We start from the raw sequence: 11,609 nt of genomic DNA on the forward strand, positions 1-11,609 counted from the left end.
TCGTGCCCCTGGTCCCGCTTTCAGAACAGCGGGACCAGGGCGCCGACGACGCCGGCCGCGACCAGCGCGCTCACCACGCCCCGGCGCAGCACCAGCAGCCACAGCACGGCGAGGCCGAGCAGCACGAACTGCCACGGCTCGTGCAGCGACCACGCCAGCGGCACCGTGGAGCCCGCGATCGCGCCGATCGCGGCGGCGCCGGCGCCGGTGAGGAACGCCTGGGCCCGGTCGTCGTCCCGCAGGCGTTGCAGCCGCGGCCCGCCCGCGATGACCATCACGAACGACGGCGCGAACGCCACGAACGCGGCCAGCAGCCCACCGCCCAGCCCCGCGGCGGCGTAGCCGACGACCGCGACCGTCTGCACGACCGGTCCCGGGGTGATCTGCCCGAGCGCCACCGCGTTGAGGAACTGCGCGTCGGTCATCCACCCGTACGTCTGCACGGCGTCCTGCCGCATCAACGGGATGATCACGAACCCGCCGCCGTACGACAGCGCGCCGACCTTGGCCGCCACCCACGCCAACGCGCCGAGCCCTCCCCCGGCCGCGGGCAGGGCCAGCACCACGGGCCAGTGCGTGGCGCGGCCGGACGGCGTCCGCACCGCGATCTCCACCAGCCCGGCCGCGACGAGCACCAGCACCAGCCACGGCCCGGTCACCGCCGCCGCCACCCCGCCGACCACCAGGTACGACGCCCACCGCGCCCGCGCCGCCAACGCCGTCCCGACGCGCCGGTAGCTGCCCGGGATCAGCCCCCACGCCGCGTGCAGCGCCACCGCGGGCACCGCCGCGCCCGCGCCGGCCGCCGCACCGGTCACCCACGCGGGCGCGTTGTCGGCGAGGAACAGCACGGCCAGCGCCAGGATCAGCAGCAACCCCGGCACGATGAAGCAGACGCCGCCGACCACCGCGCCCGCCGCGCCGCGCAACCGCCACGCGCACAGGATCGCGAGCTGCGTCGAAGCCGGACCGGGCAGCAGGTTGGTGACCGCGATGCCGTCCTCGAACTCGCGGTCGGACAGCCACTCCCGCCGGGTCACGCACAGGTCCCGCAGCAACGCGATGTGCGCGGGCGGCCCGCCGAACCCGACGCACCCGATCCGCCCCCACTCCCGGGCGATGGTCGCCAACCCGACCCGGGTCACGACGCGTCCACGCGATCGACCGACGTGCCACAACTCACCGCAGCCAGCTCCCGGACGTGGAGGTCGTCTCGCATTCGGGGCAATCTTCACCGAGCCTCCCACCACAAGCAAACCGCCCGACACGAGGGCTTGCCCGGTCCGGCATCGCTGCCCGACACTGGCCACGGCACGGGTCGCGGGGAGGCGACATGGGGAAGTTCGCCGCCTGGGCGGTGTTGGCGTGGTTCAGCCTCGCGACGGCGATCTGGACCGCTCCCGTCTCGATGACCCACGTCGGCGGCGCCGTCCCGGAGCAGGAGTCGTTCGAGCACGCGTGCACCTTCGACGAGCCCGGGATGAAGAACTGCTCCGACACGTCGTCCTACCTGTGGCGGCTGTCCGGTGCACGCTCCCTCACCACGACGTGGGAGCCCGGCCGGGAGGACATCAAGACCATCACCGGCACGCTCATCCACGAGCACACCGACTGCCCCGACAGCCGCATCGGGTGGACCATCGACGCCGGCGGCCGCACCGACGGGACGCTGACCTCCGGGAGTCCCACCGCCAAGTTGGACATCGCCGTGCGTCAGCCGCTGCGCGAGATCACGCTGACCGTCCGCCGACTGGACACCGCGACCTGCGCCGGCGCGCTGCGGTGGAGCGATCCCCGGCTGAAACCCCCGTACAAGCTCCTCCCCTGACCCCGCGCGGACGGGTCGCCGCACGTGCGAGGTGGCCCGCTAACGTCTCGGCGGTGAGCGCAGACGACTGGCTGGCCGACACCAGGACTTCCTACGACACGGTGGCCGACAGCTACCTCGACTTCACGCGGGAGGCGTTGGCGAAGACGCCGTTGCTGCGCGGCGTGCTGGCGATGTTCGCCGAGGCGGCCCGCGAGGTCGGCGGACCGGTCGCCGACGTCGGCTGCGGACCCGGCCTCATCACGTCCCACCTGCACGGGCTCGGGCTGGACGTGTTCGGCGTCGACCTCTCGCCCCGGATGGTCGAGATCGCCCGCCGGCACCACCCGGACCTGCGGTTCCAGGTCGGCTCCATGACCGACCTCGACCTGGCCGACGGCTCGGTCGGCGGCGTGCTGGCGTTCTACTCGGTCATCCACGTCCCGGACGCGGAGGTCCCGACGGTGTTCGCGCACTTCCACCGCGTGCTGCGGCCCGGCGGCGTCGTCATGGTCGGCTTCCACGTCGGCGACCGCGAGCGCCTCAAGACCGAGGGTTACGGCGGGCACCCGATGTCGGTGCGCGTCCACCGGCGTCCGGTCGAGCGGGTGACCGGCTGGCTGCGCGACGCCGGCTTCACCATCGAGGCGCAGGTCCTGGTCGGGCCGGACGAGGAAGTGCCGGGCGGGATGCTGATCGCCCGGACCAAATCCTGATCGACGGGGTCGCGAGGTGCCGGACCTGCTCGGCGGGTCCCGATCACACCTCGGCGACGTTGCCGCGCAGCGCCGCCGCCGTGCGGACGAGTGACGCGACCGCCGGTGAGCGGCTGCCCGGCGGCCAGGCGATCACCGTCGTGACCTCCGGCGCGTCCACGACGGGCACCGCGACGTGATCGGGCCACTGCCAGGCACGGCTGGAGGCCGGGATGACGAGCAGCGTCCTGCCGAGCGCCACGAGCTGGGCCAGCTGCGACTGCGTGCGCACCTCCGGCCCGGGCCCGTCCGGGTACGACCCGTCCAGCCGGGGCCAGCGGGCGATCGGCAGGCCCGGCACGTCGCGGACCTCCGCCAGCGTCAGCCGGTCGCGTGACGCGAGCGGGTGCGCCGCCGGCAGGAGCGCCACCTGGCCCTCGACGTGGAGGTCTTCGGTGTCGAACCCGGCGAGGTCGTCGTACGGGCGGTGCATGAGCGCGACGTCGGCACGCCCGTCGCGCAGCAGCCCTGCCTGCTCGCCGACCTCGCACAGGAGCACTTCGACCGGCGCCGCGCCGGGTTCGCCCGCGAGCGCGTCGAGGAGCCGTTGCAGCAGCTCGTGGGACGCGCCGGCTTTCGTCACGAGCACCAGCGGCCGCTGCGGGTCACCGGCCCGCCGCGTCCGGCGAGCGGCGGCCGACACCGCGTCCAGTGCCGCCTTGGCCTCGCGCAGCATCACCCGGCCGGCATCGGTGAGCGCGGCGCCACGACGGTCCCGGTCGAAGAGCCTGACGCCGAGCCGCTGCTCCAGTTGGCGGATCGCGCGGGACAGGGGAGGTTGGGCGATCCCGAGCCGATCGGCGGCACGTCCGAAGTGCAACTCCTCGGCCACGGCGACGAAGTAGCGCAGTTCGCGGGTCTCGAGGTCGTGCACGGCACGAGCCTACGCCCTGATACCCCAGGAGTATCAGGGCGTACCGAATCGATCTTGGACACGGGCGCGCACCCGGCCGAGCATGGGTCGCGTGAACGACACGAAGATCGCGCTGGTCACCGGCGCGAACAAGGGAATCGGTTTCGCCATCGCCTGGGGACTCGGCGCGCTCGGCTGCACGGTCGCGGTGGGCGCGCGCGACGGGGGCAGGCGCGAAGCGGCCGTCGAACGGCTGCGCGCGGAAGGCGTCGACGCGTTCGGGATCGCCCTCGACGTCACCTCCGACGACAGCGTCACCGAGGCGGCGGCCACCGTCGAACGGACCACCGGACGGCTCGACGTGCTCGTCAACAACGCCGGCATCGGCGGCCGGGTGGACGGCGGCGCGCAAGACCCGACGACGCTCGACCTCGACGTCGTCCGCACCGTGCTCGACACGAACGTGTTCGGCGTCGTCCGGGTGACGAACGCGATGCTCCCGCTGCTCCGCCGCGCCGGGTCGCCGCGGATCGTCAACTTGTCGAGCAACATGGGCTCGCTGACCCTGCGGACCGGACCCGTCATGGCCGCGTACGCACCGTCGAAGTCGATGCTCAACAGCGTCACGGCGCAGTACGCGCGCCGGCTCGCCGACACGAACGTCATCGTGAACGCCTGCTGCCCCGGCTACGTCGCGACCGACTTCACCGGCTTCACCGCGCCGCGCACGCCGGAGCAGGGTGCCGCGATCGCGATCCGCCTCGCCACCCTGCCGGACGACGGCCCGCGCGGCGGCTTCTTCGACGACGACGGGCCCATCCCCTGGTGAACCACGCGGGCGCACGGCTTGGCTGAGCCGCCCGGCGGCGCTCGGCCACCGCCGGCGGCTCAGGTCACCGGATCAGGTCACCGGCACGATCCGCGCCGAGACCAGTTCGCCGTCCTCGATGTCGAGCAGCCCGATGGTCCCGCGCGGCTGGCGGCGGCGGTCCGTGGGCGAACCCGGGTTGAACACGCGCACCCCGTCGCCGGTGACGTCCATCGGGATGTGGGAGTGGCCGAACACCACCAGGTCCGCCTCCGGGAACCGGCGGCGCATCCGCGCGGTGCGGCCGGTGGCCTGGCCGCTGTCGTGGATCATCGCCACGCGCAGCCCGGCCAGGTCGAGTTCGACGGTCTCGGGCGCGCCCCACTCGACCACGTCCGGCCCGTCGTTGTTGCCGCACACGGCGGTCACCGGCGCGTACTGCGCCAGTTCGTCCAGCACGGACGCCACGCAGACGTCACCGGCGTGCAGGATCGCGTCCGCGTGGCGCAGGTGTGCGGCCACTTCCGGGGGACACGACTTCCACCGCCGGGGCGCGTGGGTGTCCGACAGCACGACTACCCGCATGGCGCGGAACCTACCGTTCGCGGGCCCAGGTCAGGGCTTCAGGTCAGAGGCTTTGGTCACTGCTTCAGGTCACGGCCGGGCCCGCGTCGCCGCTCGTCGCCAACTCCTTGAGGAACTCGTGGCACTGCTTGGCGCGCGCGGAGTCCTCCTCCATCACGCGGCGGAAGAAGTCGGCGATGTCCCGCTTGCCCGCGTTCTCCGCGTCCCGGACGTACTGGCCGTAGTCGTGGCCCGCCTTGAGCGCGTGGTACTGCACGGAGATCAGGTCGTAGCTGACGTCGTCGAAGCCGGTCTCCCCGGTAGCCATGGGACCCCTCCTCGGTTGATGGTCGGTCGTCCTGTGCCATACCCGGCAGCCGCGCCGCCAACCACCCGGACGTGCTCACGCCGAGTGGCAGGGGTCGGGGGTTGCTTGTAGCGTGCGAGCGGGGTTGAGACGACAGCCTTTGTCTGGCGCGAGCCGTTTCGCCGGCTGGAGGAACACCCATGAGAATCGCGGTCGTCTCGGCACATGCGAGCCCGTTGCCCGTGCTCGGCGAGGCCGAGGAGGGCGGTCAGGACGTCCACGTCGCCGACCTGTCGGCTGCCCTGGTCGCGGCCGGGCACGACGTCGTGGTGCACACGCGGCGTGACTCCCCCCGTTCACCTGACGTGGTGCGCACCCGGCTCGGTTACGACGTCGTGCACGTGACGGCGGGTCCGCCGAGCCAGGTTCACCCGGACGAGCTGCTGCCTCACCTGGACGAGTTCACCCGGTTCCTGCGCGCGCAGTGGCGGGCCGACCCGCCGGACGTCGTGCACGCGCACTACTGGACGTCGGGCGTGGCGTCGGTGCTGGCCGCCAACGGCCTCGACGTGCCGGTGGTGCAGACGTTCCACTCGTTGGGCGTGGTGGCACGGCAGGCGGGGGACGAGGGCGTGCCGGAGGCGCGGCTGTCCACCGAGCGGCTGATCGGGCGTGAGGCGAGCCGGGTCGTGGCCCAGTGCACGGAGGAGAAGTCGCAGCTGGTGCACATGGGCGTGCCGCGGGCACGGCTGGCCGTCGTGCCACCGGGGGTGGACGTCGAGCGGTTCAAGCCGGAGGGGCCGCGGCTCAACCGGCCGCTGCCGCACCGGCTGGTGTCGCCCGCGGCCGGCGCGGAGGACGTGATCACGGCGTTGCGCTCGGTGTGGGACACGGAGCTGGTGGTCGTGGGCGGTCGGGCGGAGGACGTGCGCAGGTTGCGCGAGCACTCGCGGGTGTCGGGTGTCGGCGACCGGGTCCGGTTGGTCGGTCGGGTGCCGCAGGTGGCGATGCCGGCGTTGCTGCGGTCCGCCGATGTGGTGGTCTGCGCCGGGTCTGTCTGCGCGGGTGTCACGCCGTTGGAGGCCATGGCGTGCGGTGTGCCGGTGGTGGCGGCGAGCGTCGGCGGGTCGACGGACACGGTCGTGGACGGCGTCACGGGACTGCTGGTGCCGCCGGACGACCCGCGCACCCTGGCTCGCGCGCTGCGTCCCCTGCTGTCCGACGACGCCCGCCGTGAGGCCTACGGCATCGCCGCCGCCGATCGCGTCGAGGCCCGGTACAGCACGACCAGGATCGCCACCGAGACGGTTCGCGTGTACCACCAGGCGACCGGGCGTTCGGAGACGGTGGAGGCCTCGGTCAACGACGGGTGAGCTGCGCGCTGCCCTGGTCCACGGCGGGTCGGGGTCAGGGGGTCGGTGGTTGAGTTCCGTCCGATGGTCAACGCTCAAGTCCGGCTCGATTTGACATGGGGCCCTTACGGGCACTCCAGGCAGGCCAAAGCCGGGCAGGCCTGGCGGGAAGAGCGTCCGCCAGGCCTGCCCGGCTTCCTTCGACCAGCCTAAAGCACCCGAACCCATGTCAAATCGGGCCTAGGTGCGGGCGCTGCGGGTCCGATGTGCGGCCGGTGGGGTGAGGGCTGACCGGAGTTGGCGCGGGTCGGTGTCCCAGCCGGCGTCACGGGCCGGTCGGTGTCACGGCCGGTAGGTGCGGAGGCGGTCGGTTAGGTCGTCTGGGGAGCCGTAGGCGCGCAGGCGGATAGGCCTTGGGTCGCCGGGGTGGTCGCCGCGCCTCAGTGCCGCCACGTAGGCGGCGACCTCCGAGGCAGGCGGCAGGACGTCGCCGCCCCGGTAGGTGATCACTACCGGTGGGTCGGTCGGGAGGGTTCGGACGGCGGCGGCCCAGCCGTACTCCTCGTCCCACAGCAGGGCGAAGTCGCGGTCCGGGAACGACGGCAGGTTTCCGTCCACCGCCAGGTAGGCCGTCGCGGGTGGGCCGGGGTTGGCGTGCCAGCACTCGGCCGCCAAGCCCAGTTCGACCGCGACGGCCCGCACGTAGCGCTGGAGGCCACCGGTCGGTGTGTCCTCGGAGCCGTGGTCCACGGTCGCCGGTTCAGCCGGGTCCGGCGGGGCGGGGTGGGCGGCCCAGCGCGAAGCCGAGGGCGACCATGCCGACGCCCAGGAGCAGGTGCAGCCAGTTGTCGGCGGTGTTCACCGGTACGAAGTTGGCTGAGCTGTCGTGGTCGATGATGAGCCCGTACAACCACAGCAGCAGGTAGACGACACCGCCCGCGACCAGGTACAGGAACGCGTTGCGCATCGTCTTCGCCATGAGCAGGCCGAGGACGCCGAACGCCAGGTGCACGGCGTTGTGCAGGATCGACACGGCGAAGACGCCGAAGAGCTTGGCCTGCGACTCGTGCCCCGCGAACTGGATCGAGTCGTAGTCGGTGGTGATGCCGGGGATGAACCCGGCGATCCCGACCACGAGGAACACCGCGCCCACCACGGTGGCGGCCAGTTGGACCGGTGTGCGTGTCGTCGCTGTGCCGGGTCTGGACATGGTCGACTCCCGTCGCCTCGCGGAAACCCACTTCGGTTGCCGTCCGACTACCCGGCGTGGGTGCGGGCAAACGACTCCTCAGCGCGGCGGTTCGAAGCGGGCCAGCCACGCGGTGAGGATCTGTTCCAGCCGGGCGGCGTCGGCGGCGTCGAGCGCGTCGAGCAGTTGCCGCTCGTTGGCCATGTGCTCGGTGAACGCCTGGTCGATCACGCGCTTGCCCGCCTCGGTCAGCGCGACCACGCGCCGCCTGCCGTCGTCCCGCCCCGGCCTGCGCGTCACCAGGCCGTCCCGCTCCAGCCGGTCGATGCGCTTGGTGATCGCGCCCGTGGTCACCATGGTGTGCTGCGCCAACTCCCCCGGCGCGCGCTCGTACGGCGCGCCCGCCCGGCGCAACGCGGCGAGCACGTCGAACTCCCCCTCGCCCAGCCCGTGCCGCCGGTACACGACGGCCAACTGCTCGGTCAGCACGGCCGCGAGCCGGTGCAGCCTGCCGATGACGCCCTGGGGCGAGACGTCGAGGTCCGGCCGTTCCCGAGCCCATTCGGCCTGGATGCGGGCCACGCGGTCGAGTTCCATGGCACCACAGCATAGCTTCCACGGAAGCTACAATGTCTTCCGTGGAAACTATCCGGTGGGGGCTGGTCACCGCGATCGCCCCGGTCGCGTGGGGCTCGACGTACTACGTCACGCACCACTTGCTGCCCGCCGACCACCCGCTGTGGGGTGCGGTGCTGCGCGCGCTGCCCGCCGGTGTGCTGCTGCTCCTGTTGTGCCGCAAACGTCCTCGTGGCCGGTGGTGGTGGCGGTCGCTCGTGCTCGGCACCTTGAACATGGGCGCGTTCTTCGCGCTCGTCTACCTCGCCGCGCAGCTGCTGCCGACCAGCCTGGCCTCGACGATCATGGCCACGTCACCGGTCGCGATGATCGCCCTGGCGTGGCCGCTGCTCGGTGAACGACCGCGTGGCCGGGCGGTGCTGGGCGCGCTCACCGGCATCGCCGGCGTGGTGCTCATGCTCGCTGCGGGCGTGGACGCCGTCGACCCGCTCGGGGTCGTCGTGTCGGTCGCCGCGATGGCGATGTCCGCGTTCGGCCACGTCCTCACCAAGCGCTGGGGCGCGGGCGCGGCCGTGCTGTCGGTGACGTCGTGGCAGCTCGTCGCGGGCGGCGCGGTGCTGGTCGTGCCGGCGCTCGCGGTCGAGGGCGCCCCGCCGGCGCTCACCGGCGCCAACCTGCTCGGCTTCGCGTTCGTGTCCGTGGTCGCGACGGCGGTCGCGTTCGTCGCCTGGTTCACCGGCCTGCGCCACCTCGACGCGGGCACGGTGGGGTTGATCGGCCTGCTCAACCCGGTGACCGGGGTCGTGCTCGGCCTGCTGCTGGCGGGCGAGTCGCTGGTCGCGCACCAGGTGTTGGGGATCGTGCTCGTGCTGTCCGGTGTGCTGCTCGGCCGGCACCGCCCGGCGCCGGCTGCGGGAAGGCGGGCGCGGATCGCCGCCCGTTCGTGGACGCGGACTCAGCGCTCGGGGCGCGCCACCAGCGACCACAGGTAGCTCAACGGTTCGCCGTCGGCCTCGTCGCGCTCGACGAACTCGGTGATCAGCGCGATCATCCGGGCGTTCAGCTCCGCCTGGGACGCCGCGCCGAGGCGCAACGTGCCCCGCGCGGTCTCCCGGTTGGCGTTCGGCCCGGCCTCCAGCACCTCGGCCCGGTGCGCGGCGAGCATCGCCAGGTCCACCTGCCGGGCCAGGCCCTCGCCCTCGACGTCGACCAACCCCAGCCGCCACGTCCGGCCGGTCGCCCGGTAGGGCCGCTCCAACGCGCCGCGCGTGCCGCTGCGCACCGGTTCGGCGGCCAGGAAGTCCTGCTTCACCAGCGCCCGCACGTGCCGCAGCACGGTCGCCGGCGCGACGCCGAGCCGGTCCGACAGCTCCTTGTTCGTCAACGCCCGGTCCCAGCACAACCGCAGGATGCGCCAGCGCAACGGGTGCGCGAGCGCCTTCAGCTCCTCGACCGTGGCGTCGCGGGCGGGGTGATCAGGTGGAGCCGGCACGCCGCAGAGGCTAACCCACCCGCCCTTGCCGTGCCCGGCAGTGGTTTGGTTGACTGCTATCGATTGCGCCAAATGAAATCACTTGGGGGCGACCGTGGTGAGCTGGACCGACTTCGAGTGGCTGACCGGCGCCGAGCCGAGCCCGGACGGCAAGGCCGTGGTGTACGTCAGCGACGCCTCCGGCCGGCCGCAACCCTGGGTGTTGCCGCTGGGCGGAACCCCTCGTCGGGTGGAGGTGGCCGGCTCGGTCCACCGGTGCGTGTGGCGGCCGGACGGCGCGCGGCTGCTCGTGCTGACCGATCTCGACGGCGGTGAGGACCACCGGCTCGCCGAGGTCGACCCCGTGACGGGCGACGTGGAGTGGCTGGTCGCCGAGGAAGGCGTGCGGTGCGAGATCGGCACGCCCTACGGCACCAACGGCCGCCCCTACAGCCCGGACGGGGCGCTGCTCGCCTACGCGTCCAACGCCCGTGACCGCGAGGTGTTCGACGTGCTGGTGCGAGACCTGCGCACCGGCGACGAGCGGATCGTGCTGCACGGTGACGACCGCTACCTGCCGATCGGCTTCTCCCCCGACGCACGGCTGCTGCTCGTGCTGCGGCTGCACCAGAACACCGAGCAGGACCTGTTCGTCTGCGACCTCGCCACCGACGACGTCCGACTGCTCACACCGCACGACGGACCGGCGAAGTACCACCCGGTCGCGTGGCTGCCCGACTCGTCGGGCGTCTACCTGTGCACGACCCAGGGCCGTGACTTCCTCGGCCTCGCCGCGCTGTCCCTGGACGGCGGTCTGACCTGGATCGACACCCCGGAGTCCGATGTGGAGGGAGCCGCTCTCGCACCGGGCGGCACGCGGCTCGCGTGGGGCGTCAACGAGAACGGCTACACCCGACTGCGGTGGGCCGACCTCGGCAGCCCGCCCGCCGACGTCACCGGGCTGCCGCGTGGCGTCGCGGTCGCCGAGTTCGGCCTCGACGGCTTCACCCCGCGGTTCACGGCGTCCGGTGAGCTCCTGGTGCAGCTCGCCAGGCCGGACGCGGCGACCGACCTGTTCCTGCTGGACCTCGACCGGGACGAGGCCGAGCAGCTCACCGACTGCGGCGCACGGCTGCCGGGCGCGGTCGTGACGCCGACCGTCGTCCACACCACGAGCGCCGACGGCGAAACCGTGCCGTCCCTGCTCTACCGGCCGCCGACGGCGGGCGCGGACCGCAAGGTGCCGGTGGTCGTGACCGTCCACGGTGGACCGGAGGTCCAGGCGAAGCCGGGGTTCGACCCGCTGGTGCAGGCGCTCCTGGCACGCGGGATCGGCGTGCTCGCGCCCAACATCCGCGGGTCCTCCGGGTACGGGATGCGCTACCAGCGGCTGATCTACCGCGACTGGGGCGGCGGCGACCTGGTCGACCTGGAGGCGTCGGCGCGGCTGCTCGACGACGTGCCGTGGGCCGACACGACACGGCTCGGCGTGCACGGCGCGTCCTACGGCGGGTTCGCCGCGCTGGCGTGCCTGACCCTGCTGCCGCACCTGTGGCGGGCCGGTGTGAGCGAGTGCGGGCCGTCGGACCTGCTCAACGACATCCGGGGGTTCCCGCCGACCTGGCGCAAGCGGGCGGTCGACTGGATCGGCGACCCCGACGACCCGGCCGACGTCGCCCGCCTCACCGCGCGCAGCCCGCTCGAACACGCCCACCAGCTCACCGCGCCGGTGCTGATCATGCACGGCGAGAACGACCGCAACGTGGACCCCGCGGAATCCGAGCGGATGTACCACAGGCTGCGCGAGCTGGGCAAACCGGCACAGCTCGTACTGCACCCCGGCGTCGGGCACGGGTGGGACCGGGCCGGGCTCGCCGCCACCATCGACCTGATCGTCTCGTGGTTCGCCGACCACCTCGGGTGAGCG

General features: G+C 72.9%; 14 protein-coding genes. 6 read left to right on the plus strand and 8 right to left on the minus strand.

Annotated elements, in window-relative coordinates; all coding sequences use genetic code 11:
* Nucleotides 1-20 precede the first annotated feature (20 nt).
* On the minus strand, nucleotides 21-1,145 hold the full coding sequence (chrA, locus tag ADK67_RS36850) for a chromate efflux transporter (RefSeq protein WP_053721199.1): 1,125 nt from the start codon (nucleotides 1,143-1,145) through the stop codon (nucleotides 21-23).
* A 188-nt stretch (nucleotides 1,146-1,333) separates the two neighbouring features.
* On the opposite strand from chrA, the gene ADK67_RS54130 reads away from it, so the two are divergent.
* Together ADK67_RS54130 and ADK67_RS54135 are read left to right on the plus strand one after the other, a co-directional pair.
* Nucleotides 1,334-1,828 carry a hypothetical protein gene (locus ADK67_RS54130; protein ID WP_053721200.1) on the plus strand — a complete coding sequence of 165 codons (495 nt, stop codon included), beginning with the start codon at nucleotides 1,334-1,336 and terminating at the stop codon, nucleotides 1,826-1,828.
* Nucleotides 1,829-1,881: 53 nt separating this feature from the next.
* Nucleotides 1,882-2,523: a class I SAM-dependent DNA methyltransferase gene (locus tag ADK67_RS54135; RefSeq protein ID WP_053721201.1), complete on the plus strand. Its 642-nt coding sequence runs from the start codon at nucleotides 1,882-1,884 to the stop codon at nucleotides 2,521-2,523.
* Between the two features lie 43 nt (nucleotides 2,524-2,566).
* Here ADK67_RS54135 and ADK67_RS36865 read toward each other — a convergent pair whose 3' ends face one another.
* On the minus strand, nucleotides 2,567-3,436 hold the full coding sequence (locus ADK67_RS36865) for a LysR family transcriptional regulator (RefSeq protein ID WP_053721202.1): 870 nt from the start codon (nucleotides 3,434-3,436) through the stop codon (nucleotides 2,567-2,569).
* Nucleotides 3,437-3,518: 82 nt separating this feature from the next.
* Between ADK67_RS36865 and ADK67_RS36870 the strand changes: the two genes are divergently transcribed.
* A complete protein-coding gene (locus ADK67_RS36870) occupies nucleotides 3,519-4,244 on the plus strand; it encodes an SDR family oxidoreductase (RefSeq protein WP_053721203.1) in 726 nt (241 codons plus the stop codon).
* Between the two features lie 72 nt (nucleotides 4,245-4,316).
* Here ADK67_RS36870 and ADK67_RS36875 read toward each other — a convergent pair whose 3' ends face one another.
* Entirely contained in the window at nucleotides 4,317-4,808 is a 492-nt protein-coding gene (locus tag ADK67_RS36875) for a metallophosphoesterase family protein (RefSeq protein ID WP_053721204.1), read from the minus strand.
* A gap of 64 nt (nucleotides 4,809-4,872) precedes the next feature.
* Entirely contained in the window at nucleotides 4,873-5,115 is a 243-nt protein-coding gene (locus ADK67_RS36880) for a hypothetical protein (protein WP_053721205.1), read from the minus strand.
* A gap of 179 nt (nucleotides 5,116-5,294) precedes the next feature.
* Here ADK67_RS36880 and ADK67_RS36885 point away from each other — a divergent pair, with 179 nt between their 5' ends.
* Nucleotides 5,295-6,467, plus strand: a complete 1,173-nt coding sequence (locus tag ADK67_RS36885; RefSeq protein WP_053721206.1) for a glycosyltransferase — start codon at nucleotides 5,295-5,297, stop codon at nucleotides 6,465-6,467.
* A 321-nt stretch (nucleotides 6,468-6,788) separates the two neighbouring features.
* On the opposite strand, the gene ADK67_RS36890 is transcribed toward ADK67_RS36885, so the two are convergent.
* The 3 genes from ADK67_RS36890 to ADK67_RS36900 all read right to left on the minus strand — a co-directional run bounded on the left by ADK67_RS36890 (nucleotide 6,789) and on the right by ADK67_RS36900 (nucleotide 8,232).
* Nucleotides 6,789-7,196 carry a DUF6292 family protein gene (locus ADK67_RS36890; RefSeq protein WP_053721207.1) on the minus strand — a complete coding sequence of 136 codons (408 nt, stop codon included), beginning with the start codon at nucleotides 7,194-7,196 and terminating at the stop codon, nucleotides 6,789-6,791.
* Between the two features lie 10 nt (nucleotides 7,197-7,206).
* Nucleotides 7,207-7,656 carry a DUF4383 domain-containing protein gene (locus ADK67_RS36895; RefSeq protein WP_053721208.1) on the minus strand — a complete coding sequence of 150 codons (450 nt, stop codon included), beginning with the start codon at nucleotides 7,654-7,656 and terminating at the stop codon, nucleotides 7,207-7,209.
* 78 nt (nucleotides 7,657-7,734) lie between these two features.
* Nucleotides 7,735-8,232, minus strand: a complete 498-nt coding sequence (locus tag ADK67_RS36900) for a MarR family winged helix-turn-helix transcriptional regulator (RefSeq protein ID WP_053721209.1) — start codon at nucleotides 8,230-8,232, stop codon at nucleotides 7,735-7,737.
* Nucleotides 8,233-8,264: 32 nt separating this feature from the next.
* Here ADK67_RS36900 and ADK67_RS36905 point away from each other — a divergent pair, with 32 nt between their 5' ends.
* The gene (locus ADK67_RS36905; RefSeq protein ID WP_082404363.1) at nucleotides 8,265-9,203 is read left to right on the plus strand and encodes an EamA family transporter; all 939 of its coding nucleotides are present in this window, start codon (nucleotides 8,265-8,267) and stop codon (nucleotides 9,201-9,203) included.
* Here the strand turns inward: ADK67_RS36905 and ADK67_RS36910 are convergent.
* Nucleotides 9,167-9,703 carry an ArsR/SmtB family transcription factor gene (locus ADK67_RS36910; RefSeq protein ID WP_053721210.1) on the minus strand — a complete coding sequence of 179 codons (537 nt, stop codon included), beginning with the start codon at nucleotides 9,701-9,703 and terminating at the stop codon, nucleotides 9,167-9,169. The genes ADK67_RS36905 and ADK67_RS36910 overlap by 37 nt on opposite strands.
* Nucleotides 9,704-9,785: 82 nt before the next feature.
* Between ADK67_RS36910 and ADK67_RS36915 the strand changes: the two genes are divergently transcribed.
* Nucleotides 9,786-11,606 carry a S9 family peptidase gene (locus ADK67_RS36915; RefSeq protein WP_053721211.1) on the plus strand — a complete coding sequence of 607 codons (1,821 nt, stop codon included), beginning with the start codon at nucleotides 9,786-9,788 and terminating at the stop codon, nucleotides 11,604-11,606.
* Nucleotides 11,607-11,609 lie beyond the last annotated feature (3 nt).

Origin of the sequence: Saccharothrix sp. NRRL B-16348 (assembly GCF_001280085.1) — a bacterium.
GTDB lineage: Bacteria > Actinomycetota > Actinomycetes > Mycobacteriales > Pseudonocardiaceae > Actinosynnema.

Coding starts and splice junctions, on each gene's coding strand:
- ADK67_RS54130 (WP_053721200.1), top strand. CDS start 1,334: ATGGGGAAGTTCGCCGCCTGGGCGGTGTTGGCGTGGTTCAGCCTCGCG.
- ADK67_RS36870 (WP_053721203.1), top strand. CDS start 3,519: ATGGGTCGCGTGAACGACACGAAGATCGCGCTGGTCACCGGCGCGAAC.
- ADK67_RS36875 (WP_053721204.1), bottom strand. CDS start 4,808: ATGCGGGTAGTCGTGCTGTCGGACACCCACGCGCCCCGGCGGTGGAAG.
- ADK67_RS36880 (WP_053721205.1), bottom strand. CDS start 5,115: ATGGCTACCGGGGAGACCGGCTTCGACGACGTCAGCTACGACCTGATC.
- ADK67_RS36885 (WP_053721206.1), top strand. CDS start 5,295: ATGAGAATCGCGGTCGTCTCGGCACATGCGAGCCCGTTGCCCGTGCTC.
- ADK67_RS36895 (WP_053721208.1), bottom strand. CDS start 7,656: ATGTCCAGACCCGGCACAGCGACGACACGCACACCGGTCCAACTGGCC.
- ADK67_RS36900 (WP_053721209.1), bottom strand. CDS start 8,232: ATGGAACTCGACCGCGTGGCCCGCATCCAGGCCGAATGGGCTCGGGAA.
- ADK67_RS36905 (WP_082404363.1), top strand. CDS start 8,265: ATGTCTTCCGTGGAAACTATCCGGTGGGGGCTGGTCACCGCGATCGCC.